At 74.4% G+C, this 24,109-nt stretch carries 20 protein-coding genes; 9 read left to right on the top strand and 11 right to left on the bottom strand.

Annotated elements, in window-relative coordinates; translation table 11 throughout:
• Window positions 1-388 precede the first annotated feature (388 nt).
• Entirely contained in the window at window positions 389-2,152 is a 1,764-nt protein-coding gene (locus AB0N04_RS32690) for a S8 family serine peptidase (protein WP_360217819.1), read from the top strand.
• Window positions 2,153-2,325: 173 nt separating this feature from the next.
• On the opposite strand, the gene AB0N04_RS32695 is transcribed toward AB0N04_RS32690, so the two are convergent.
• Both AB0N04_RS32695 and AB0N04_RS32700 read right to left on the bottom strand, forming a co-directional pair.
• On the bottom strand, window positions 2,326-3,438 hold the full coding sequence (locus tag AB0N04_RS32695; protein ID WP_360217805.1) for a hypothetical protein: 1,113 nt from the start codon (window positions 3,436-3,438) through the stop codon (window positions 2,326-2,328).
• 3 nt (window positions 3,439-3,441) lie between these two features.
• On the bottom strand, window positions 3,442-3,849 hold the full coding sequence (locus AB0N04_RS32700; protein ID WP_360217802.1) for a hypothetical protein: 408 nt from the start codon (window positions 3,847-3,849) through the stop codon (window positions 3,442-3,444).
• A gap of 137 nt (window positions 3,850-3,986) precedes the next feature.
• On the opposite strand from AB0N04_RS32700, the gene AB0N04_RS32705 reads away from it, so the two are divergent.
• The 6 genes from AB0N04_RS32705 to zwf all read left to right on the top strand — a co-directional run bounded on the left by AB0N04_RS32705 (window position 3,987) and on the right by zwf (window position 15,940).
• Window positions 3,987-7,625, top strand: coding sequence for a CHAT domain-containing protein (locus AB0N04_RS32705; RefSeq protein WP_360217799.1), 3,639 nt, complete (start codon window positions 3,987-3,989; stop codon window positions 7,623-7,625).
• Window positions 7,626-7,863: 238 nt separating this feature from the next.
• On the top strand, window positions 7,864-9,525 hold the full coding sequence (locus tag AB0N04_RS32710; protein WP_360217796.1) for a beta-1,3-glucanase family protein: 1,662 nt from the start codon (window positions 7,864-7,866) through the stop codon (window positions 9,523-9,525).
• 380 nt (window positions 9,526-9,905) lie between these two features.
• Entirely contained in the window at window positions 9,906-11,726 is a 1,821-nt protein-coding gene (locus AB0N04_RS32715; protein ID WP_360217793.1) for a glycoside hydrolase family 15 protein, read from the top strand.
• On the top strand, window positions 11,727-12,650 hold the full coding sequence (locus AB0N04_RS32720) for a cyclase family protein (protein WP_360217790.1): 924 nt from the start codon (window positions 11,727-11,729) through the stop codon (window positions 12,648-12,650).
• 236 nt (window positions 12,651-12,886) lie between these two features.
• Window positions 12,887-14,467, top strand: coding sequence for a GMC family oxidoreductase (locus AB0N04_RS32725; protein ID WP_360217787.1), 1,581 nt, complete (start codon window positions 12,887-12,889; stop codon window positions 14,465-14,467).
• 96 nt (window positions 14,468-14,563) lie between these two features.
• Window positions 14,564-15,940 carry a glucose-6-phosphate dehydrogenase gene (gene zwf, locus AB0N04_RS32730; RefSeq protein WP_363365632.1) on the top strand — a complete coding sequence of 459 codons (1,377 nt, stop codon included), beginning with the start codon at window positions 14,564-14,566 and terminating at the stop codon, window positions 15,938-15,940.
• Between the two features lie 42 nt (window positions 15,941-15,982).
• On the opposite strand, the gene AB0N04_RS32735 is transcribed toward zwf, so the two are convergent.
• The gene (locus AB0N04_RS32735; protein WP_360217781.1) at window positions 15,983-16,210 is read right to left on the bottom strand and encodes a DUF6458 family protein; all 228 of its coding nucleotides are present in this window, start codon (window positions 16,208-16,210) and stop codon (window positions 15,983-15,985) included.
• Window positions 16,211-16,339: 129 nt separating this feature from the next.
• Here AB0N04_RS32735 and AB0N04_RS32740 point away from each other — a divergent pair, with 129 nt between their 5' ends.
• A complete protein-coding gene (locus AB0N04_RS32740) occupies window positions 16,340-16,654 on the top strand; it encodes a hypothetical protein (RefSeq protein ID WP_360217778.1) in 315 nt (104 codons plus the stop codon).
• A 215-nt stretch (window positions 16,655-16,869) separates the two neighbouring features.
• Window positions 16,870-17,622: a L,D-transpeptidase family protein gene (locus AB0N04_RS32745; protein ID WP_360217775.1), complete on the top strand. Its 753-nt coding sequence runs from the start codon at window positions 16,870-16,872 to the stop codon at window positions 17,620-17,622.
• Between the two features lie 71 nt (window positions 17,623-17,693).
• On the opposite strand, the gene AB0N04_RS32750 is transcribed toward AB0N04_RS32745, so the two are convergent.
• The 8 genes from AB0N04_RS32750 to AB0N04_RS32785 all read right to left on the bottom strand — a co-directional run bounded on the left by AB0N04_RS32750 (window position 17,694) and on the right by AB0N04_RS32785 (window position 23,949).
• Window positions 17,694-18,467 carry a DUF2182 domain-containing protein gene (locus AB0N04_RS32750; protein ID WP_360217772.1) on the bottom strand — a complete coding sequence of 258 codons (774 nt, stop codon included), beginning with the start codon at window positions 18,465-18,467 and terminating at the stop codon, window positions 17,694-17,696.
• Window positions 18,468-19,073 (bottom strand): DUF1326 domain-containing protein, encoded by a 606-nt coding sequence (locus AB0N04_RS32755; protein ID WP_360217769.1) that lies wholly within the window; start codon window positions 19,071-19,073, stop codon window positions 18,468-18,470.
• A gap of 60 nt (window positions 19,074-19,133) precedes the next feature.
• Window positions 19,134-19,658 (bottom strand): ester cyclase, encoded by a 525-nt coding sequence (locus tag AB0N04_RS32760; protein ID WP_360217766.1) that lies wholly within the window; start codon window positions 19,656-19,658, stop codon window positions 19,134-19,136.
• Window positions 19,659-19,811: 153 nt separating this feature from the next.
• The gene (locus AB0N04_RS32765) at window positions 19,812-20,549 is read right to left on the bottom strand and encodes a hypothetical protein (protein ID WP_360217763.1); all 738 of its coding nucleotides are present in this window, start codon (window positions 20,547-20,549) and stop codon (window positions 19,812-19,814) included.
• 112 nt (window positions 20,550-20,661) lie between these two features.
• Complete coding sequence (locus AB0N04_RS32770; RefSeq protein ID WP_360217760.1) at window positions 20,662-20,895, bottom strand: ferredoxin; 234 nt, start codon at window positions 20,893-20,895, stop codon at window positions 20,662-20,664.
• Window positions 20,886-22,226 (bottom strand): NADH-ubiquinone oxidoreductase-F iron-sulfur binding region domain-containing protein, encoded by a 1,341-nt coding sequence (locus tag AB0N04_RS32775; RefSeq protein WP_360217757.1) that lies wholly within the window; start codon window positions 22,224-22,226, stop codon window positions 20,886-20,888. The genes AB0N04_RS32770 and AB0N04_RS32775 overlap by 10 nt, the downstream gene beginning before the upstream one ends.
• Window positions 22,223-22,984 carry a ferric reductase-like transmembrane domain-containing protein gene (locus AB0N04_RS32780; RefSeq protein ID WP_360217753.1) on the bottom strand — a complete coding sequence of 254 codons (762 nt, stop codon included), beginning with the start codon at window positions 22,982-22,984 and terminating at the stop codon, window positions 22,223-22,225. Before AB0N04_RS32780 ends, AB0N04_RS32775 begins: the two co-directional genes overlap by 4 nt.
• Window positions 22,981-23,949 carry an FAD:protein FMN transferase gene (locus AB0N04_RS32785; RefSeq protein ID WP_360217750.1) on the bottom strand — a complete coding sequence of 323 codons (969 nt, stop codon included), beginning with the start codon at window positions 23,947-23,949 and terminating at the stop codon, window positions 22,981-22,983. Before AB0N04_RS32785 ends, AB0N04_RS32780 begins: the two co-directional genes overlap by 4 nt.
• Between the last annotated feature and the right edge of the window lie 160 nt (window positions 23,950-24,109).

Genomic DNA, 24,109 nt, shown 5'->3' on the forward strand with positions numbered 1-24,109 from the left:
TCCGGGCGCCGCCGGGATGAGATTTCCCGAACTGTGCGTGAGGGTTCTGTGTACGCCAAAGCTGCTCCGATCACAGCGATGTGAGGATCTGTCAGTCCTGTGAACGCGGCGGCGGCAGCGTGCGTCGTTTGCGTGCGAGCGGTTGTCCGGGCCGCACATCTCCGCCACCGGTTCCCGCCCCTCGCCGCCCCCGCGCCTCGCAGGTGGAGACGGCCCCGGGAAAATTCGTCGGGCGTAAAGCCTTCCCCAAGTCCTCACCAATGTGGCATGTTTCGTTCAATTCCCGTGCGATCCCCCCTCACGCACGGTCCGAATCGGAGGACCCGTGTCACCCCTGATATCCCGGCGGCTCGGCCGCCCGGTCGCCGCCCTCGCCGTGCTCTCGGCGATGGCGCTCGCCACCCCCACCGCGCTCGCGACCGCCGCCCCGACGACCACGACGCCCGCCGTCCCCGCCGGCGTCACGGCGCCCGCCGCACCCGCGGCCGCTCCGGCGAGCGCGGCGGCCGGCTGGGCCGCGGGCACCCGCGCCTACCTGATCATCAGCGCGCCCGCCGACGTCGCCGCCGCCAAGACCGCCGTCGCCGCGAAGGGCGGTACGGTCTTCGCGAGTTACGACGCGATCGGCGTCGTCGTCGCCCACTCCACCAGCGCCGGCTTCGCCGCCGCCCTGCGGACCGTCACCGGCATCCAGAAGGTGGGCGCGACCCGCACCTCCGACGTCCCGGCCGACGCCTACAACCCGGCCCTGCCGGCCAACCCCGCGCAGGCCGCCACCACGCTGGCCGAGTCCAACCGCTGGGACATGACCCAGATCAAGGCCGACCAGGCCTGGAACGTGACCACCGGATCCCCGTCCGTCAAGGTCGGCGTGCTGGACACCGGCGTGGACGACCAGCACCAGGACCTCGCGCCGAACTTCGACGCCGCCGACTCGGTCTCCTGCGCGTACGGCAAGGCCGACGCCCGCACCGGCGCCTGGCGCGACGTCGACACCCACGGCACCCACGTCGCCGGCACCATCGCGGCCGCGAAGAACGGCAAGGGCGTCATCGGCGTCGCGCCCGGCGTGAAGATCGCCTCGGTCCGGATCGCCGAGCCGACCAGCACCCTGTTCTACGCCGAGAACACCGTCTGCGGCTTCGTCTGGGCCGGCGACCACGGCTTCAAGGTGACCAACAACAGCTACTACACCGACCCGTGGCAGTTCAACTGCCCTGACGACCTCGACCAGGCCGCCATCATCGAGGGCGTCAAGCGCGCCCAGGAGTACGCCGAGGGCAAGGGCTCGCTGCAGGTCGCCGCGGCCGGCAACGCCGACTACGACCTCGCGAACAAGACCACGGACACCGAGAGCCCGAACGACTCCACCAAGGTCACCCGGACCATCACCAACGCCTGCCTCGACATCCCCACCGAACTCCCGGGCGTGGTGACCGTCGCCGCCACGGCCAGCGGCAGCGGCAAGGCCTCCTACTCCAACTACGGACGGGGCGTCATCGACGTCGCCGCGCCCGGCGGTGACGGCGCGACCGGCGTCTACTCCACCCTGCCCGGCGGCAAGTACGGGACCAAGAGCGGCACCTCCATGGCCTCCCCGCACGTCACCGGGGTCGCCGCGCTGATCGCCAGCACCGACCCGTCGCTCACCCCGGCCGACATCCGGGCCCGGCTGGCGACCCAGGCCAACGACCTGGCCTGCCCCGCCTCGGACAGCCGCTGCACCGGCACCACCGCCAACAACGGCTTCTTCGGCGAGGGCCAGGTCGACGCGTTGAAGGCGGTCGGCGGCACGACCCCGCCCACCGGCAAGTACTTCGAGAACACCGCCGACGTGGCGATCCCCGACAACACCACGGTGGAGAGCCCGATCACCGTCACCGGCGTCACCGGCAACGCGCCCGCGACGCTCAAGGTCGGCGTGGACATCAAGCACACCTACCGCGGTGACCTGGTCCTCTCCCTGGTGGCCCCGGACGGCACGGTCTACCTCCTGGAGGACTTCCCGAACAACGACAGCACCGACAACGTCGCCAAGACCTACACCGTCAACGCCGCCGCGAGCGCGGCGAACGGCACCTGGAAGCTCCGGGTGAAGGACGGCGCCTCCGGCGACACCGGCACCGTCGACTCCTGGAACCTCACCTTCTGATCCGTCGGACGGCTCCCGGGCTGCCGCGGCACGGACCTCGTGCCGCGGCAGCCCGAACACCCGTGCTCCGCCCACCCTCCGGGGCCGGCGGAGCACGGGTGTTCGCGGCGCACGGCCGGCCGCGGTGCCAGCCTCGGCGGTGTGCACGCCAGGGCCGGTGCGCCGGGCGCCGGTCAGGGGCTCTCGGGAGCCGTGGCGCCGGGGGCCGCTCGCGGTGCGGTGGCGGCGGGGCCCGGTGCCGGGGCGGGGGCCGGTCGCGGTGCGCCGGCGGCGGGGTCCGGTGCCGGTTCCGGCCCCGGATCCGGGGGAGCGCTGGCCGTCAGGTGGAGCATGAGCAGCTCGTTGAGGTCCTGGGTGGACATGCCGGCGGGATCCACCCCGAGGTGGGCGGCGAGATCGCGGGTGCGGAGCCGGGCGGCGGCCTCGACGAGGGTGGCATAGCCGTCGGCGGCGGCCCGGGTGCGGTGCCGGCCGGCGAGGGCGAGGGCGGCGGCGACGAGGGCGGCGGGCCACCACCAGACGACGAGCAGCAGGTAGAGCAGTGCCCAGGCGCTCAGCCCGGTGGCCCGGGTGAGGCCCTGCCGGGCGGCGGTGATCTCGGTGCGCACGGTGTCGGGGAGGACCAGCCACAGGTGCGGCCAGAGCACGGCCAGGTCGAGGTGCTGGTCACGCTCCAGGCGCAGGGCCGCGGCGTTGACGCGGTCGCCGCTCCAGGTCGGGCGTTCGGGCGGCTCCGGCGAGACGCGGACCATCGCCGACCGGGCGAGCCGCAGGTCCGCGTCCTCGTCCGCCGAGTCGCCGTCCGCGGTGTCGACGTCCGCGGTGCCGGGGGCCGGCCCGGGCCGGGACAGCCGGGCGAGCGCGCGGGCTTCGCCGGCGTCGTTCCGCAGACCGTGCCACGCCCTGGCACGCGGTAGCCAGCGGTTGGTCCTGCGGTCGGTGGCCCGCCGCGCGAGAGCCCGCAGGGGCGCGGGCCAGGTGTGCCAGTCCGCGGCCAGGTGGATCCGCTCGGCCAGGGAACCGAGGGCCTGGGCGATCAGCCCGACACCCGCCGCACCGCCCAGGACGGCTCCCAGCAGGACCACCTGGCCGCCGGGTGAGCCCGCCACCGGGGCCTTGGCCCACCCGGTGATCCGGGCGGCGAGTCGGTACAGGTCGAAGGGGTGGGCCTGACCGAGGGTGCGGGCGGCGAGGGCCACGGCCAGGTACAGCGCACCGGGCAGGACGAGCAGGGAGAGCCACCGCTCCGCGAGCTTCTTGCCGAGCTCCCCCAGGAGCGCGCCCACCGGCTACAGCCGCTCACGGCACAGGGCGTCCCCGCTGACCGCACACCGCGGAACGGGGACGGGCCCCTGCTGCCACCAGAAGCGCCCGCACCGCGCGGCCGGGCCGAGCGGACAGAGGTAGACGGGCTCGGCCGACCGGCCCCGGTCGGCGCCGGCGACGTGGACACCCCGGTCGCCGGTCCGCCCGTGCTCGTCGTAGGCGTACAGGCCCTGGGGGACCCCGACCGCCACCAGCACGTTGTGCAGCGCGTCCACCCGATCCGCCACGTCCTCGCCCTGACGGACGGCCTCCAGCAGGTCCCGGACGAGGGCGTCGCTCCGAAGCGGACCGGCGCGCAGCCGCGCCCCGAGCTCCTGCTCCCGGGCACAGACGATGCCCAACCGCCGTGCGGTCTCCTCGGGTCGAGGCATGTGCTCTTCCACCCCCCTGGTACCGACGGCCCCACCTGTCGTCCCGGGCCGCCCTTTCGGAGGGTATCGGAGCAACTCCCCTCCGGGGAAAGGAATGTGCAACTAGCATCGCGAACCGCGAGCGATCTGGAGGCACGATGCGCGAGGCGCTGTTGGCGGCGATGTGGGCGCGGATCCAGCGGACGAAGGAGACCAGGGACCCGTCGTCGGTCCTGGGGCCGGACGCGCTGCGGGACGCCCGCCGGCTCGCCGCGGAGCACGGCCGGGGGGACACCGAAGTCCGGTACGCCCTCGGGTGGTTCTACTGGAGCCGCAGCGTGTACGGCCGGTACCTCGCCCCGCCCGGGGAACAGACGCTGGCCGACATGACGGCGGCCGTCGAGGCCTTCGCCCCGTGCTTCGCGCTCGGCGAGGACCGGCTGCCGGAGCCGCTGCTCCCGGCCCTCGCCGAGGCCGTGGCCCCGAGCGCCGTCCAGGCGCTCCGGCGCGCTCAGGCGTCCCCCGGCCGGATCGAGTGCATCACGGCCGTGACGATGCTGCGCAGCGTCCTGGCGGCCACGCCCGCCGACCAGCCGGCGCACGCCGAACGGCTCGCGCTGCTGGCCGAGGCGCTCCGGGACTGGGGTCCGGGCCCCCGCCCGCTGCTCCACGCCGACCTCGCCATCGCGTGCTTCCAGGAGCTCACCTCCGCCGCGCCCGCCCACCACCCCGACCGTGTGACCTGGCTGACCCACCTGGGAGGCCTGCTGCAGGCCCGCGGTCAGGAGACCGCAGCGGAAGCGGATCTGGACGCCGCCGTCCGTGCTGCGCGGCAGGCGCTGGCCGAGGCCCGCCCCGGCCACCCAGGCGCCGTCACGGCCGTCTGGGTGCTGGGCATCGCGCTGGCCAGCAGGTTCGAGGTGACCAAGGTGGACGCCGATCTGAAGGAGGCCGTCGGGTGCCTCCGCAAGGCGGCCGACGCCACCCCGCCCGACGATCCGCAGCACGCCGCGCGGGTGTCCCACCTCGGGACGGTGCTCCGGGCCCGCTACCAGCACGAGGGCGTGCCGGCGGACCTGGAGGAGGCCGTCGAGGTCGGGCAGCGGGCGGCGGACCACAGCCCGGCCGAGGGCCGCGACCACGCGGCCGTGATCTCCACCCTGAGCAGGGCCCTGTGGGCCAGGTACCAGCTCACGGGCGTGGCGGCGGACCTGGACCGGGCCATCGTGCTCGGGCAGCAGGCCGTGGACACCGGCGAGTCGGTCGACCGCGTGGTGATGCTGTCGAACCTCGGGGGCAGGTTCGCGGAACGGGCCGAACGGACCGGGGCGCTGACGGACACGGACGCCGCGGTCGAGTGGCTGCGGAAGGCGGTGGACGCGGCCCCCGAGGACGACCGCGACCGTGCGGGGATGCTGTCGAACCTCGGCACCGCGCTGTTCAGGAGGTTCCAGCGGGCCGGTGCGCTCGCGGACGTGGACGAGGCGGTGACGGTCCTGCGGGAGGCCGTGGCCGCCGCGGCCGCCGCGGCGGACCGGACCGTACGGGCGATGGTGCTCGGCAACCTCGGCAGTGCGCTGCTGACCCGCTTCCGGCGGACCGGGGTGTCGGCGGACCTGGACCGGGCGGTGCGGGTGTTGCGGGAGGCCGTCAACGCTGCCGGCGACGAGCCCGGACGCGCCGCGGCGCTCGCCAACCTCGGCAGTGCGCTGCAGACCCGCTTCGAGCGGTCCGGTGCGCGGGCGGACCTGGACGCGGCGGTGACGGTGGCGCAGGAGGCGGTGCGGCTCGCCCCCGCCGGCGCCGGCCGCGCCATGGAGTCGTCCAACCTCGCCAACGCCCTGGTCATGCGGTCGCAGCGGGACGGCGCACCGGAGGACCTGGACGAGGCCGTCCGGATCGGGCGACTCGCGGTCGAGTCCCTTCCGGCCGGCCACCCCGACCGGGCGGTCCTGCTGTCCAACCTGGGGGGCATGCTGAGCATCCGGTTCCGGCAGTCCGCGGCATCGGAGGACCTCGAGGAGGCGACCTCCTGCCACGTGGCGGCCGTGGACGCGGCCGTCACCCCCCTGACCGGCGTCGAGGCCGGGGACCGGGCCGCCCGGCTCCTGGCGGACCGCGGCGAGTACGGGAGCGCGGCGGACGTGGCCGAGGAGGCGGTGCTGCGGCTGCCCCAGGTGGCCCCGCGCCGTCTGGAACGCGGCGACCAGCAGCACGCCGTCGCACAGGTCGCCGGACTGGCGGGCCGGGCCGCCGCGCTCGCGCTCGCCGCGCCCGGCGGCACCCCGCCCGAACGCGCCCGACGGGCCCTGCGGCTGCTGGAGACGGGGCGCGCCGTCCTGCTCAGCCAGGCCCTGGAGACCCGCGGCGACCTCACCGAGCTCCGGGACCGGCACCCCGGTCTCGCGACCCGCTACGTCGAGCTGCGCGACCAGCTCGACATGCCCGCGGACACCATGACCCCCGTCCGGCTCCGCAGCGAGGCGGCCGACCAGGGGCCGTCACGGCGGGGACCGGTGCGGGACCGGCACCGCGCCGCGGGGGACTTCGCCGCCCTGCTGGCCGAGATCCGGGCCCTGGACGACTTCACCGGGTTCGCCCGGCCGCCGGCCGAAGCGGAGCTGGTCGCCGAGGCGGCCGAGGGGCCCGTCGTGGTGTTCAACATCAGCGGGTACCGCAGCGACGCCCTGCTGGTCACGACCGGGGGGATCGACAGCATCGCGTTGCCGGGTCTCACCCTCCGCGCGGTGACCGACCGGGTGAACGCCTTCCGCAACGCGCTGCACACGCTGACGGTCGGCGGGGAGGAGGCCGAGCAGCTGGCGGCGCAGCAGACCCTGGTCACCGTCCTGCAGTGGTTGTGGGACACGGCGACCGGCCCGGTGCTCGGCGCCCTCGGACTCCACGGACGCGGCGACACCGAGGAGGCCTGGCCGCGGGTGTGGTGGGTGCCCGGCGGGCTGCTGGGCCTGCTGCCCCTGCACGCCTCGGGCCATCACGACGACCCGCCGGGCACGCCGCACCGGCGCACCGTGATGGACCGGGTGGTCTCCTCCTACACCCCCACCGTCCGCGCACTGCGCCACGCCCGCGAACGCGCCCGGACCGCGGCCTCGACGCCGGCCGCACGGAACCTGATCGTGGCGATGCCGACCACACCCGGCCTTCCGGACCACGGCCGTCTGCACTACGTCGAGGACGAAGTCGCGGTGCTGCGCGAGCGGTTGCCCGACGCGGTCCTGCTCCGGGAACCGGAGCCCGGGGACGGCCCCGCGCACCGGGAGCCCTCGGTGCCGACCCGGGCCCGCGTCCTCGACCAGCTGCCGGACTGCGCGATCGCGCACTTCTCCTGCCACGGCTCCAGTGACCCGGCGGACCCGTCCCGGAGCCTGCTGCTGCTCCACGACCACGCGGAGGCGCCGCTGACCGTCGGGCGACTCGCGTCCGTCGCGCTGGACGGAGCCCGGCTGGCCTACCTGTCGGCCTGCCGCACCGCGGCCATCGACACCTCCGAACTGCTCGACGAGGCCATCCACCTCACCTCCGCGTTCCAGCTCGCCGGGTTCCCGCACGTCATCGGCACGCTCTGGGAGATCGACGACCAGATGGCCGTCACCGTCGCCAGGCTGTTCTACGCCGGCCTCGGGGCCGATGGCGCCCGCCCGGATCCGGACCGGTCGGCCCGTGCACTCCACCGGGCGGTCCGCCGGGTGCGTGACGGCCACGGCCTGCCGGCCCCGCTCAACTTCAACGACTCCCCGTGGCTGTGGGCCGCCTACCTGCACGCGGGTGCCTGAGCGGCCGAGCGCGGCCGGGTGACGCGCCTTCAAGAAATCAACACATTCAGGCTTAAGGGCCGCTTACGGTTACAGATATTGACGTGTCCCGGTCCGGGCGGGAGTCTGACGGCGAGGCAGCGCGACCCGCGCCGCCAGGCCGTCCACACCGCCCCCCTCGCCGTCCCCCCGCCGTCCCCTGACCGTTCCTCGGCCGCCCCCACCGGCCCTGGCCGCCCCCACCCCCTCGGGAGCCCCCGTGATCACTCGCCGGAAGGTGCTCGGCGCCTCCGTCGCGGCCCTGACCGCGCCCGCCCTGTTCGCCCTCGCGCAGACCGCGAACGGCAGCACCACCCCGCAACAGCTCGACGTCGACCTGGTCAACACCGTCCCCTCCCAGCCGGTCTACGCCCACGTCCTCGGCCTCGACCCGGCCCGGGGCAACAGCTGGGCCTTCCTGCGCTCCGACGGCAGCACGCTCTACCACCCGCCGTCCCCCTCCGCCCCGGGTGCGCCGCTCGGCGCCGACTGCGCCATCGCGCTGGGCGCACCCGGCGCCACCCCGCGCCGGGTCCGGCTGCCCTACCTCTCCAGCGGACGGATCTACCTCTCCGTCGGCCGCCCCCTGACCTTCCTGATCAACCCCGGCCCCGGCATCGCGCTGCCGTCGGTGAGCAACCCCACCGACCCCAACATCGCCACCTCCTACGGATTCTGCGAGTTCACCTACGGGCCGGACCAGTTGTACGCCAACATCAGCTACGTCGACTTCGCCGCCGTCCCGATCGCGTTCGACCTGACCACCGGCGACGGGCGGCAGCGCGTGAGCGGCCTGCCCGCCGGCGGTCTGGAGTCCGTCGCGAGCGCGCTGCGCACCCAGGCCGCCCAGGACGGCGGCGACTGGGCCCGGCTGATCGTCCCCGACTCCGCCGGCCGCACCCTGCGCATCCTCAGCCCCAACACGGCGATCAGCGCCGACCCGGCACTGTTCGACGGCTACCTCGACGGCTACCTCGCCGCCGTCTGGCAGAAGTACCGGAGCACCGACCTGGTGATCGACACCCAGGCCGGCTGGGGCACCGTCACGGGCCGGGTCGCCGCCGACGGCGTCCTCACCTTCCCCGGCGTCGGCGGCTTCGCCCGGCCCTCCACGGCAGCCGTCTTCAACTGCAGTTCGGCACCGTTCACCACCGGCAACGACCTGATGGGCAACCTGAGCGCCCGGATCGCCGCCGCGCTCAACCGCACCACCCTGCTGGACGATCCGCACCAGCCGACCGGCGAGAACCCGGCCGCCTTCTACACCGCCGCCCGCACCAACCACTACGCCCGCATCCTGCACGTGACCAACCCCGACCACCTCGGCTACGCCTTCCCGTACGACGACGTCCACCCGGCCGGGGTGGACTTCGAGGGCCGGGTGCAGTCGTCGAGCCCGACCCTGTTCTCCGTCACCGTCGGAGGCGGTCAGGGCCCGGTCGACCCGGGTCCGTCCCCGCAACCCGGCGGCGGGACCAGCGCGTTCGGGACGATCCAGGCCGAGTCCTACGGCTCGCAGTCCGGCACCGCGCTGGAGACCTGCGGCGACACCGGCGGGGGCCGGGACGTCGGCTGGATCGCCGACGGCGACTGGCTCGCCTACCCGGGCGTCGACTTCGGCGGCTCCGGCGCGAGCCGCTTCCAGGCCCGGGTGGCCTCCGGCGCCGCCCCCGGCGTCAGCGGACTGGTCCAGGTCCGGCTGGACAGCCCGACCGCCGCACCGGTCGGCAGCTTCGCCGTCGCCAACACCGGCGGCTGGCAGGCGTGGCGCACGGTGCCCGCCGACATCACCCGGACCACCGGGACCCACACCGTCTACCTCACCTTCGCCAGCGGACAGGGCGCCGACTTCGTCAACCTCAACTGGTTCACCTTCAACTGACGCCCGCCGCGCGGGCGATGACCCGGACGGCCCGGCCCGTACGGCCCACGCGGCGCTCGTCCGGATTCCCCCGGCGTCGCCCGAGCCCCGCTGCTCCGCCCGGCCCGTCGAGTCCCTGATCTTCCGCACCATCCTCCGATCCCGGTACGGGCGGAGAGCAGCCGGCGGTCCCGCGCGGTCGCGGGCCCGCCGGCTCCGTGCGTGCGGCCCGACGCCGAGCCGGGTGGCCCGGCGCGAGCGGGCGGGCGAGCGGGCCGCCGCCGCGTTGCGGTTCGGCCGTACGGGGGCAGGTCGCCCGACATCGCCGACGGGAACGGCCGGGACGAAAACGCCTCCGTTAGCGTCGTGCCGGGGGCAGATCACGGACTCGGAGTGTGCTGATGGACCGCTACCCGCCGATCGCCGACCACGGTCTGGTCGGCGACCTCCAGACCGTCGCGCTGGTCTCCGCCAAGGGCGTGATGGACTGGTTCGTCGCTCCCAGGGTCGACTCGCCCAGCATCTTCGCCGCCCTGCTGGACCACGACCGCGGCGGCCACTTCCGGATCTGCCCCACCGCCGAGGACGTCACCCACCGTCAGCTGTACTACCCGGACACCGCCGTCCTGGTCACCCGGTTCATGTCCCCCGAGGGCGTCGGCGAGCTGATCGACTGGATGCCGCCGCTCACCTCCGGCGGCGCCACCGACCGGCACACCGTGGTCCGCGGCATCCGCGTGGTGCGCGGCACCGTCACGTTCGACCTGGACTGCCGGCCGCGCTTCGACTACGGCCGCGCGCTGCACGAACTCCACCTCGACGACCGGTACGCCGCCTTCCGCGCCCCCGGCATCGCCCTCCACCTGCGCAGCACCTTCCCGCTGCACCGCAGCGGCGACGACGTGGCCGGCACCGTCACCCTCAGCGCCGGTCAGACGGCCGGTGCCGTGCTCACCGTCTGCGCCGCGGACGGCGCCGTGCCGCCCCCGACGAGCGAGGAGCAGATCACCGAGGGGCTCTGGGACGCCGTCAACTTCTGGCAGGACTGGGTCCGCACCGCCAACTACCGCGGCCGCTGGACGGACATGGTCCGCCGGTCCGCGATCACCCTGAAACTGCTCACCTACGCCCCCACCGGCGCGCCGATCGCCGCCGCCACCACGGGCCTGCCCGAGCAGGTGGGCGGCGAGCGCAACTGGGACTACCGCTTCACCTGGGTGCGGGACGCCTCGCTGTCCGTGCGCGCCCTGCTCGACCTCGGCTTCCACGAGGAGGCCGGTGCGTTCACCCGCTGGCTCGGCGACCGCCTCCACGAGCGGCTCGAACTGCCCGGCGAGCGGCTGCAGATCATGTACCGGGTCGACGGCGACCCGGAGCTGACCGAGGAGGTGCTGGAACACCTCGAGGGGTACCGCGGCTCGTACCCCGTCCGCGCGGGCAACGCCGCGATGGACCAACTGCAGCTCGACATCTACGGCGAGGCGATGTACGCGCTGACCGAAGCGCGCGAGATCGGCATCCAGGCGGGCTACCGCGGCTGGAAGGCCACGGCCCGGATGCTCGACTGGCTCGCCGACAACTGGGACCGGCCCGACGAGGGCATCTGGGAGACCCGCGGCGGGCGCAAGGAGTTCACCTACAGCCGGGTGATGACCTGGGTCGCCTTCGACCGGGGCATCAGCCTCGCCGAGCACTTCAGCCGCCCCGCCGACATCGCGCGCTGGCGCCGGACGCGCGACGAGGTGCTGGAGCAGATCATGACCCGGGGCTGGAGCGAGCGCGAGAAGGCGCTCGTCCAGCACTACGACGGGGACGTCCTGGACGCCTCGCTGCTGGTCGTGCCCCGGGTCGGTCTGCTCGCGCCGCGGGATCCGCTCTGGCTGTCCACCCTCGACGCGATGGAGCGCAAGCTCGTCTCCGACAGCCTGGTCTACCGCTACGACCCCGCCGCCTCGCCCGACGGACTGCGGGGCTCCGAGGGCACCTTCAGCCTCTGCACCTTCCTCCACGTCGACGCGCTCGCCCGCGCCGGGCGGCTGCGGCAGGCCCGCTACGCCTTCGAGAAGATGCTCACCTACGCCAACCACGTCGGCCTGTTCGCCGAGGAGATCGGCCCCTCCGGCGAGCAGCTCGGCAACTTCCCGCAGGCCTTCACCCACCTCTCCCTGATCATGGCGGCCAACACGCTGGACGGTGCCCTGGACGCGAAGCGGGGGTCCTGAATGGCCCAGGACCCGGCGCCGGCGGCGCTCGGCGCCGCGGAGTTCCGCGCCCTGTACCGGCGGCTGCGCCGCGACCGGCCGGGCGGCGCCCTCGCCGAGCTCACCCCGGACCGGGTGGCCGCCGCGGCCCGCGAGGTGCGGTCGGGGCTGCGGGTCTCCCTGGCCGCACCCGTGGAGACCGCTCCCGGGCCGGACAACCCCGAGCCCGCCGTCCACCGGATGACCGGCGCGGTGGCCGGCCGGCTGCCCGCCGAGGGCCTGGCCTTCGCCCGCGACCGCATCGCCATGAACGTGCACGGCGACGCCGACAGCCACCTGGACGCCCTGTGCCACGTGGTGTACGACGGAACGCTGTACGGCGGGACGGACGCGGACACCCTCACCCCGCACGGGGCCGGGGCCCTCTCCGTCGACCTGGTCCGGGACGGCATCGTCGGCCGGGGCGTCCTGCTGGACGTCCCGCGGCTGCGCGGGGTGCCCTGGCTGGAACCGGGCGAGCAGGTCGGCGCCGCGGAGCTGGCCGAGGCCGAGGCCGCCCAGGGAGTCCGGGTCGGCCCGGGCGACCTGCTGTTCGTCCGGGTCGGGCACCGCCGGCGCCGGTCCGAGCTCGGCGCCCGGGACACCGCGACGGCCCGTGCGGGGCTCCACCCGGGCGCCATGGAGTTCCTCGCCGAACGGCGCGTCGCGGCCCTCGGCAGCGACGGCAACAACGACGCCGCGCCGTCCCGGACGGAGGGCGTGGACTACCCCGTCCACGTGCTCGCCGTGCACGCGATGGGCGTCCACCTGCTGGACTACCTGCAGTTCGAGGAGCTGGTGCCGCTCTGCGTGCGGGAGCGGCGCTGGTCCTTCCTGTGCGTGGTCGCGCCGCTGCGCCTGCCCGGTGCGACCGGCTCCCCGGTGAACCCGGTCGCGATCCTCTGAAGGGCCCCGGCGGGCAGTGCGGGGTGCGGGGTGCGGGGTGCGGGGTGTGCGGCGTGCCGGGGCCCTGCCCGCCCCTCCCTGAGGTGCCGCCCGGCCGCGTCGGAGGTAGCTTGCAGAGGACGGGACTTGTCCTGCCACGCGGCGGTGCGGTGGTGTCACACCCCCCGTCGCGAGGGTCACCGCGGGGGCGGGCACACGGTGCAGGGCAGGCAACGACTCCAGATCGGACACCCTCCGTGGCAGGCGATCAGCACTACGACGTCATCGTCGTCGGCACCGGAGCCGGCGGCGGCACCCTCGCCCACCGGCTGGCGCCGACCGGAAAGCGCGTCCTCCTCCTCGAACGCGGCGACTACCTGCCCCGCGAACGGGACAACTGGGACTCCACCGCGGTCTTCGTCAAGGGGAAGTACCGGGCCCCCGAGTACTGGTACGACAAGGACGACAACGCCTTCCCGCCCGAGGTCAACTACTACGTCGGCGGCAACACCAAGTTCTTCGGCGCCGCACTGTTCCGCCTGCGCCCCGAGGACTTCGGGGAACTGCGCCACCACGGCGGGACCTCCCCGGCCTGGCCGATCGACTACACGGACCTCGAGCCCTACTACTCCCGGGCCGAGCAGCTCTACCGGGTCCACGGCCGCCACGGGGAGGATCCGACCGCGGGCCCGGCGAGCTCCCCGTACCCGTTCCCGCCCGTCGAGCACGAGCCCCGCATCCAGCAGCTCAGCGACGACCTGGAGAAGCACGGCCTGCACCCGTTCCACCTGCCGATCGGCGTCGACCTGGCCCAGGACGAGCACGGGCGGCCCCTCCACGGCAGTGCCTGCATCCGCTGCGACCGCGTCGACGGCTTCCCCTGTCTGCTCGGCGCCAAGTCCGACGCGCAGGTGATCTGCGTCGACCCGGCCCTGGAACACGACAACGTCACCATGATCACCCGTGCTGACGTGCGCCGGCTCGAGACCGACGCCACCGGCCGGACCGTCACCGGCGTGGTCGCCGACCTCGGCGACGGAGCCACCGCCACCTTCACCGCCGACATCGTGGTCGTCGCCTGCGGAGCCGTCAACTCGGCCGTCCTGCTGCTGAGATCGGCCGGCGACCGGCACCCGGACGGGCTCGCGAACGGCTCCGGCATGGTCGGCCGCAACTACCTGCGGCACAACAACCTCGCGCTGATGGCCGTCTCCAAGGAGCCGAACCCCACCCGCTTCCAGAAGACGCTCGCCCTGCACGACTGGTACCTGGGCGCTGACGACTGGGACTACCCGCTCGGCGGGATCCAGATGCTCGGCAAGTCCGACGCCGAGCAGATCCACGGCGAGGCGCCGCGCTGGGCCGGCGCCGTCTCGCCCGACCTGCCCTTCGAGGTGCTCGCCCACCACGCCGTCGACTTCTGGCTGTGCGGCGAGGACCTGCCCGCCCCCGACAACCGGGTGACGCTGGACGCCGAGGGCAACATCCACCTCGCCCTGGACGAGCGGAACAACACCGCCGGACTCGGCCGGCTGCGCCACAAGCTCCAGGGCATGCTGGGCAGGCTCGGCATGCACGAGCACCACCTGCTCCCGCACAGCATCTACCTGCACAAGGGCATGCCGATCGGTGCCACCGCCCACCAGGCGGGCACGGTGCGCTTCGGCACCGACCCGCGGACGTCCGTCCTCGACGTCGACTGCAAGGCCCACGAACTGGACAACCTCTACGTCGTGGACACGTCCTTCTTCCCCAGCATCGGCGCCGTGAACCCGTCGCTCACCGCCATCGCCAACGCGCTGCGGGTGGGCGACCACCTCGCCGACCGGCTGCGCTGAACGACCGGCCGCGCCGGACGATCCGCCGTGCCGGGCGACCGGCCGCGCCGGACGACCGGAAGTTCCGAACACCCGTACCCCACAGGAGAGTCGGCGATGACGACAGGACAGATGGACGCTCTGGTGATCTTCGGCGCGACCGGTGACCTGGCCAAGCTGGAGACCTTCCCCGCCCTCGTCGGCCTCGCCGAACGCGGCGTCCTGGACGTCCCGGTCGTGGGCGTGGCCAAGGCCGGCTGGGACCTGCAGCAGTTCCGCGACTACGCCGAGGCCTCGCTCACCCCCAACGGCATGGACCCCCGGGCGCCCGCCGCGACCAGGATGCTGGGCCTGCTGCGCTACGTGGACGGCGACCTCGGCGACGACGCCACCTACCAGGCGATGTCCGAGGCCATGGGCACCGGCGGGCGGGCCCTCTACTACCTGGAGGTCCCGCCACCGCTGTTCGGCCGGATCGCCGCCGGCATCGCCGGCGCGGGCCGCGCGAAGGACGCCCGCATCATGGTCGAGAAGCCCTTCGGCACCGACCTGGCCAGCGCCCGCGCCCTCAACGCCACCATGCACACGTACTTCCCCGAGGACGCCATCTACCGCGTCGACCACTGGCTCGGACTCGACCCCGTCGAGAACGTCCTGTTCGCCCGGTTCGCCAACTCCGTGATCGAGCCGCTGCTCAACCGCACGCACGTGGAGAGCATCCAGATCACCATGGCCGAGGCCTTCGACGTCTCCGACCGCGGCCGCTTCTACGACCGGACGGGCGCGATCCGCGACGTCATCCAGAACCACATGCTGCAGGTCCTCGCCACCGTCCTGGCGGACCCGCCCGCCGGACACGGCCTGGGCGCCTGGCGGGACACCAAGGCCGTCGCCGTCGGCTCGCTGCGACCACTCGCCACCGACCACATCGTGCGCGGGCAGTACGAGGGCTACCGGGACGTGGCCGGCGTGGACCCGAAGTCGACCGTGGAGACCTACGCCGCGATCCGGCTCACCGCCGACTCCTGGCGCTGGGCCGACGTGCCGATCCTCATCCGGGCCGGCAAGTGCCTCCCGGTGACGGCCACCGAGGTGAGCATCCGGTTCCGGCGTGCCCCGCACGACGTCTTCGGCCTGCGCCCGGCGCCCGCCACCAACATGCTCCGCTTCCGGATCTGGCCGGAGACCGAGGTGGCGCTCACCCTCGCCGGCAAACAGCCGGGCGGCGGCTGGCAGGCCAACCACGAGGAGCTCGCCTTCAGCCAGCTCCCGGGCTCGGACATGCGCCCCTACGACCGGCTCATCGGCGCCGCACTGGACGGCGACCGCTGGCTCTTCGCCCGCCAGGACACCGTCGAGGCCGCCTGGCGCATCGTCGACCCGGTCCTCGGGGACGCCGTCCCGGTCCACCCGTACGCCCGCGGCACCTGGGGCCCCGGCGAGGCCGACGCCCTCCTCGCCGACGGCGAGACCTGGTACGACCCGGCCGGCTGAGGCCCGCGCCGGACCCGCCGCCGGACGGGCCGTACGGTCCGCTCAGGGCTCGTCGTAGTAGCGCCGCTCCTCGACCGTCTCGTCGGCCCCGACCCGCCGGACCAGCCGTCGGCGCCGGAACACGTTCGCGTACGTGATCATGCCGAGCAGACCCGCGGCCATCAGGATCCAGCCCACCATGTGCAGGTCGACACCCTTCACGTGCCAGTCCGACGCGAAGGCCAGGATCGCGCCGGAGGCGAACAGTACGATGCAGCCGCCAATGCCCATGTCGTCTCACTCCTCGTCAGTCGGCTGGGTCCCCGGGTGCCCCGGATCCGGGCACCGACACCTGCCGGGTGCGGAAATCGGCGGCGGTTCCCCGGGTTTGCGACGCCGTTCACGGGTGAGACGAACGCCATGGGCAACTACGTGATCACCGTTCCGGGGACCGTCCGACGACCGGTGGGGGAGGCCGCGCGCCGCACCCTGCTGGCCGTCGTGCACGGTGCGGACCCGGAGGAGGCCGGCGTGGAGGTACCCGACCTCGACGTCCTCACCCTGGACGAACCGGAGGGCACGTTCGTGCTGCGACTGGAGGTGCAGGCCGCCGACCGCGGCGAGGCCGGCGACACGGCCCTCGGCCTGGCCCGGCGGGCCTTCGCCGCCGCCGGATACCAGGAGGACGCGGTGGACATCGGCACCCCGGCGGTCACCGGCATCGACGTCGGCTGATCCACCCGCCGGGCCGCCGCCGGGCCGTCTCCCGGGAACGCCGGGCCCCGGCGGCGGACGGCGGCCCCCCCGATCCGGCGGGCCGGGTGAGTCGGTCCCGGGTCCCGGGCGGGTGGGCGCTCAGACTGCGATTGCCGTGGACGCCGTCGCGGTCTGCCACCCGTGTGTTCGTGCCGGAAGGATCCTTCGTGACCTCAGTGACCTCAGTGACTCCTATGACCTCCGTGCCCTCCCCGACCGGCTCGCGGACCCGGCCGACCGCCGGCCGCGGCAGGGTGCGCCGCCGGGTGGCCGTGGTCGCCGCGCTCGGTGTCGCCGTGACCGTCACCGGTGCGGCCCCCGCCCACCGGGCGGCGGGTGCCGACGGCCCGTTCCCCGTACCGGCGGCGGTCGGCCGGGCCGAGCAGGTGATCACGGTCGAGGCCTCCGGGACCCGCGCCACGGTGACCACGTGGGCACGGCAGGACGGCGCCTGGCGGGCGCTCGCCTCCACCTCCGACGCGCGGATCGGGTCCGGCGGCCTCCACGACGGTCCCACCCGCGTCCAGGGCACCGGGACGACGCCGTCCGGCACCTACACCCTCACCCAGGGCTTCGGCATCGCCCTCGACCCGGGCACCAAGGTGCCCTACCACCGGGTCACCACCCACGACTGGTGGGTCCAGGACCCGACCTCCGCCCACTACAACCGGATGCGCACCGACACCGAGGGCGGCTTCCACCTGACCGATCAGGGCGCCCTCGGCAGCGAACACCTCATCGACCACCCCGTCCAGTACGAGAACGTCCTGGTGATCGACTTCAACATCTCCCCGGTGGTGAAGGGCCGCGGGGCCGGGATCTTCCTGCACGACCTCGGCCCCGGGGCCGAGGCCACCGCGGGCTGCGTCGCCGTCCCGGCCGCCTTCATGACGGGGATCATGCGGTGGATCGACCCCGCCGACCACCCCGTCATCGCCATCGGCTGAAGGGCGGGAATCCTACGGTCGGCGGCCTCCTCGGCGGGCCGGGGTCCGGGGCCGCCCCGCCGGAGATCCGCTCACATGGACATGTCCGCCGGCATGGACAGCCCCGGGACCAGGCCCGGATTCCAGGGGACGAAGCAGGCGTAGACGATCAGGGCGACGCCCAGGACGATGCTGAACGCCTTGCCGTGGCGCCAGGTCTTCTCCAGGAACACGGCCGCGGCCAGACCGGCCATCCAGGCGAGGTTCATCACGCCGACCACGATCAGGACGACCATCAGGCCCCAGCAGCAGCCGACGCAGTAGCCCCCGTGGTAGACGCCGACGCGGACGTCGCGCAGCCGACCGGAGTAGCCCCCGAAGCGCATGAGGAAGCCGATGGGGGAGCGGCAGTGCCTCAGGCAGCGGTCCTTGAGCGGGCTCATCTGGTACAGGCCGGCCCCCGCCAGCAGGACGGCGGCGACCCAGGGCGCGGCGTCCGGCGCCCGGGCGGCGAGTTCGCCGCCCGCCCAGGCCACGCCGAACGCGGCGAGACCGAAGGCCTCCCAGGCGAGCAGGTAGCCGACGACCAGACCGGTGCTGCGGCCCGCGCGCGTCCACCCCGTCGTCCGGGCGCTCAGCGTCCGCAGGTACAGGGAGACGACGGGCATGACGGAGGGCAGCATCATCGCGGCCATCATCAGGCCCCACAGGACCAGGAATCCGGCCAGGTCGCGGCCCATGGTGCCCGGTCCGGGCGCCATGCCGGACGCACTGCGGACCGTCAGGATCCAGGCCAGGGCCGCCACGGCGAGCAGCGCCGCCCAGCTCGCCGGGACGACGGCCCGTCGAGTCAGCAGTGACGACATTCAGGCCGCCCAGGAGAACGGCGCCGAGAAGGCGTTCTTCCCTTCGTTCCCGAACTCGAGACCGAAGGCGTTCACCCGCGACGTCGTCGCGACTCCGGCCGCGAGGGTGTCCGCGGGGAACCCCACCCCGCTGACCTTGACGCCCCTGCCGGTCGCGTCGAGGGGCGAGACGAAGTCCTCGACCTCGATGTCGACCGCGTCCCCGATCCGCACACGGTGGTTCCGGCCGTCGTCGGCGTAGTCGATCCGGGCGACCTCCAGGCCGAGCATCTCGCCGACCAGCGGACCCAGGGCCTCCATCGGGCCCCCGCGCTGGCCGGAGAAGACCGCCCCGAGCGCTTCGGCCTGCTCGGGTGAGGCGGCCTCGTCCATGATCACGCCCATCCGCCAGCCGCCGTCGCTCATCAGCGGCGGGGTGTCGGCCACCACGGCGACCGTCAGACCGCTCACGTCGACGTCGTCGACCTGGCCGGACCCGACGTGGAAGGCCAGGAAGACCCGGCAACGGTCGTAGTCCGCCGGGGCCGTGAGGCCGGAGGTGGAGCAGGGGCACACCATGTCGCAGTTGCAGTTCTCGAAATACGTACCCTCGATACGCCATGCCATCGGAAGCTCCCTTCCTAGGCTGAGGCACACGTCTCGTGATCCATTCTCCTCCCCGCGGGATCACCCGGCAACGCGCCGGCGTGCGATCCGCCACCAGGCCGCGACCCGGGTCTTCGAGTTGAAGGCGGTCGTCACGGCGCGCTCGGCCATGGAGCCGCGGCGCGGCAACAGCCCGAGCTGACGGGCCCACTGCGCACCGTCGAAGGCTATTCGGTCATGTCGGATCCGGCCGCCGTCGATCTCCAGGAAGTCGATGCCCCGGATGTCGAAGCCGCGTCCGTTCGGCTCGAACCCTTGGAACGGCTCGCCGTCGAACGTGCCACGGATCCGCCACTTCACGGCCGCACGCCGCTCGTCTCCCGTGATCGCCTCCGCGGAGAACGACAGGTCCGGCAATGCCGCTCGGAGTTCCTCGAAGAACCCGCGGACCGCGACACGCCCGCGCTTCTCCCCGAAGGGGACCACCTCGAAGACGGCGTTCTCGTGGACCAGTCCGCTGTACCGGTCCAGGTCGCCTGCCTCGAGCGCCTCTGCTGCGACGCGGGCGACCTCCACGGGTGCGAGAGGTGACGTGGGCGTGTTCATGGGGCCCTTCCGGCAGTGAGCGGCGAGGTCCGTCCCGGTGGACCGGGGCGTCTTGTTCCAGCCTTGCGCGGTACCGACGGCCGTGCCATTCACGCACGCCGGTCCGCTGAGGCTCCGCTCCCGTGCAGGGTTGCGGTCAGTGCAGGAAGACGCTCACTGTGCCGCAGCCCGAGGCGCAGCGGTGATCCTGCCCGGGGCATCGCCCGGGGCGACTGCACGAGGGTGCCGGTGCTCGGTGCGGTGGCCGGTGGTGTGCCACCGGGCGGCCAGCGGTGACCCGGCCAGTGCCAGGGTGAGGCCGGCGCCGAGCGCTGCCAGCAGGAGTGACCAGCGCAGCGCGGCGCCGTGGACGCGGGCCGGACCGTGGCGGGAGGCGCGCAGTCGCAGGTCGGCGCCGATCAGGGCGGGCAGGCGCCACGCGTGGGCGAGGACGTGGACGCCGGTTGCCGCCGCCCAGCAGACGAAGGCGGCTTTGTGGAGGAACAGTACGGGGACCGTTCCCGTGTCGCGGCCGGCCAGGGCGAGGGCGCCGCCGGTGACCAGGACGGCGAGGGTGGTGGCGACGACGACCGGGCCGAGGAAGCGCAGCAGCGGATGGGGCGGTCCCTGCCGCCGGTAGGCGGCATCGCCGGCGTAGTAGCGCATGATGCGGTAGCCGGTGCTGGCGAGCTTGAGGGCCACCGGGCCGGCCAGCAGCATTCCGAGGAAGAAGTGCCAGGTGAGGAGCCGGTCGAGGAACAGGACGGTGACGCCCTGCGCGGCGAGGAGCACGAGCAGGAGGGCGCCGGTGACGGCGGTCAGCCGCCGGTTGCCCTCGGGGCCGCCGAGGCGCCCCGCGAGCAGCGGCGCAGTGGTGCCCGTCGGCGCCGTGGTGCTGCCTGTCGAGGGCATGGGTGGCCCGCCTTCCACTGGTGCAGGACCGCGCCGGGCGCGCGGGGACGTGTCCCGGCTGGTACGGGGTCGCGAGCAGTGTGCCGGGCAGGTCACTAAGAAGTGGTTCAGGTCACGTCCGGGCGGGGCCGCCGGGGGTGTGCACCAGCCTCAGGGCCAGGACGGGGCAGGCCGCCACCGCGCGTCGGGCGTCGGACAGGAGTCCGCCGGGCACGTCGGACCGGGGCACGATCGGGTAGCCCCACTCGTCGAGGGCGACCAGTTCGGGCAGCAGTTCGGCGCAGAGCCCGCGGCCGTCGCAGGCGATGCGGTCGACGGCGAGCCGGTGGTGCCGGGTCACCGCCATCCCCCGTTCTCCGGGGGCACGGGATCGGGTACCGCGAGGACCGTCCGGCGCCCGGCACGGGCGCACGGCCCGTGCAGCACGTGGTGGTCCACGTCGTCGGCGAACACGTCAAGGGCGCTGGCGGCGAGCCGGGAGGCACCGTCGGGATGACGGCAGGCTCCGCGGCCGGCCAGCAGCCCGGTCCGGCGCCGGAGCCGTTCGAGCAGGTGCGGGTCGGTGTGGCCGGTCGCCAGCCGGGTGAAGTCGTCCGCGACGGCGGGCAGCCCGAACCGGCACGGCCCGCACTGACGCGCGCTCTGGGCGCCGAGGTAGCCGAGCACCCGTGCCGTCTCGGCCAGGCCGCAGGCGTTCGCGGGGAGTGCGGCGAGCACGCCCGCGCCCGGCGCGGCACCGGCCTCGGCGAGCCCGGGGGCGCTGAACGGCAGGTCCGCCGCCGCGAGCGGAAGCCAACTGCCGAAGTACCCGCCGACGAGCACCGCCCGGAGCGGCTCCGAGGGCCCGCCGGCGGCGTCGAGGACGGCCCGGACCGGGGTGCCGAGGGGAATCTCGCGGACGCCGGGGCCGCGCACCGTACCGCAGACGGTGACCAGGGTGGTCCCGGGCGCATCCGGGGTGCCCGCGGCACGGAACCACTGCGGCCCGTAGCGGGCGATGAGGGCGAGGTGTGCGAGGGTCTCCACGTTGTCGACGAGGGTGGGGCGTCCGCCCACGCCCTTCTCGAACGCCCTCGGCGGTGCGGCCGAGGGGCGGGCGTCGCCGCCGTTCAGCCAGTTCACCAGCGAGGTCGCCTCACTGGAGACGTAGTGGTGCGGCAGGGCGTGCACGCGGACGGGCAGCCGGTCGACGCCGGCCCGGCGGCGTTCCTCGGCCGCCTCGGTCAGCCGCTCCACCTGCCCGGGCCGGGTGTGGGGCAGGCAGAGGTGGACGGCGGAGGCGCCGGTTGCGGTGGCGGCCAGGGCGGCGCCGTCGAGCACGAGGTGCGGTGCGAGGTCGAGCAGAGCCGCGTCCTTGTCACTGGCGGGCTCGCTCTCCATGCCGTTGGCCACCACCACGGCCCGGCCGCGCCGTTCGGCGACCGACCGAAGCTTGCGGCCGGTGGGGAACGCGGCCCCGCCCCGCCCGGTCAGTCCCGCCTCCTCCACGGCTCCGATCACCCATGCCGCGGCCCGGCGGCCGGACGCCGACGGTGGAGGCCCGTACCGCTGCAGGTGCTCGGCCAGTCCGGCCGGTGCGCCGGTGGTGTACCAGCCGTGCAGCAGCCGGGCGCCGGACGGCCCCTCAGCGGCGTACGGGGGCTGCGGGGCACGGGCGACGGCGGGTCGCGGCCTCACCGGTCGTCTCCCCCGCCGGTGTCGGCCCCGCTGTCGCCGCTGCTGCCGTCCTCGGTGGTGCGCTGCTCCGTGACGACCGTGCCCGACCGCGTGGAGCCGCCGTGGTGCGCCCATCCGGTCCGAGCCGGACCGGCCGCGAGCAGCGCCAGCACCAGAACGGGCACGGCGGCTGCGGACAGGGCGGCCCACAGACGGCCGGTCCGGTGGCCGGGGCCGGCGCGCAGGAGGCGCCACCACACCGCCGCCACCACGGAGATCAGACAGCCGGCCACCAGGACGAGTTGCAGTGTCAGCCGGGTGTCCGTCCCGGTGCCCGCGCCGTGGAGCAACGCCAGCGGCCACAACGCGTAGGCCGCCCAGTGGACCGCCTTCCACGCCCTGCGCCCGATCCGCAGCCGCAGCGCGCTGGTCGACAGGACGGCCAGCAGCAGGTCCACGGCCAGGGCTCCCAGACCCAACCAGATCGGCCGGTAGGAGGAGACGAACGGTACGAGGGCGTCCGGCCACGTCAGATGGACGAACGGGTCGGCGATCGCGGTCGCGATGTGGAGTCCGAGGAAGACCACGGTGAGCAGCGAGAGGTTGCGGTGCAGGGCTCCCAGCTCGAACCGGGCGATCCGCCGGGGCGCGTACCGGCCGCCGGCCGCGATCCCCAGGACGACGGTCGCAGTGAGCAGCAGCAGGGCGACGGTGCCCCCGGCCCTGGTCGCGTACCAGAGCGGACTCGGTGCGGCTGTGAGGGGGACGGTGGCGCTCATCGGGGACCTCTCCGCGAGTCGGCGGGCGGGCGGGCGGGGGAGGAGTCCTCGGGCCAGCCGCAGACGACCGTCACGGAGCCGTCCGTGCGCACCAGCCGGGCCGGCAGACCGAGTCCGCGCAACCAACCGAGGGCGCGCGTGCCGCGGACGATCGCCGCGGTGGCCGCGGTGTTGGCGTCCACGCAGGTCGCAGCGGCGACGCTGACCGTCCGCCAGAGCGGGGCCGGGACGTCGCCGGTGGCGGGGTCCACGATGTGGTGGAGCGTGCGGCCCCCGCGGCGCCAGCTCCGTGCGGCCGTGCCCGAGGTGGCCAGGCCTCCGCCGGTGACGGACACCACCGGGCCGGCCCCGCTCGGCGGGGTCGCGTGGTCATCGGCGATCGCCACCTGCCAGCCGTCCCTCGGGGCGGGGCCGGCAGCCGCCAGGTCACCGCCGAGACAGACCAGCACACCGCACCCCGCCGCCTGCGCGGCGCGTTCGGCCGCGCGGTCCGCGGCCAGCGCCTTTGCCGTCGCCCCGAGGTCGAGACCGGTACCGGGGGGCAGGCGCAGACGGCGGGTCCGGGAGTCCCAGTCCACGGTGCACCAGCCGGCCGGTCGGACCGGGGTGACCGGGCCGTCGTCGACTGGTCGGACGGAGGCGAAGCTCCGGTCGTAGCCGAGCGCCGCCATCGAGGGGCCGACGGTGGGATCGACCGCGCCCTCGGTGGCCCGCGCGGCCCGCAGGGCGGCGTCGATCGCCTCGGCGAACAGGGGACCGGCGGTGACCGGAGCGGTCACGTGGTTGGCCCGGGAGAGCTCGGAGTCGGGCCGGAACCTGCTGCAGGCGAGGTCGATCGCCTCGAGTTCCGCCCTCAGCACCCGCAGGGCGTCCGGGGTGCCGTCGGGGTCGGCCACCAACAGGACCGCCGTGGTCCCCAGCGCGGGGAACGTCGTCGTCGAGTGCCGGACGGCGTGGGCGGTCATGACGCCCCCGAGGTCGCGGAAGGCGCCTGGGAGGGCGGGGCGACCGGGACCGGGGCCTGGACCGGGGGCCGTAGAGTGCTGCCCGCCGGCGGGGTCGGTGCGGACGCGGGCGCCGTGGCAGGGGGAGGGACCACACCCGGCGGCTGACCGCGGTACTCGG

It is taken from the genome of Kitasatospora sp. NPDC051702 (assembly GCF_040681575.1).
In the GTDB taxonomy this organism is placed as follows: domain Bacteria; phylum Actinomycetota; class Actinomycetes; order Streptomycetales; family Streptomycetaceae; genus Kitasatospora.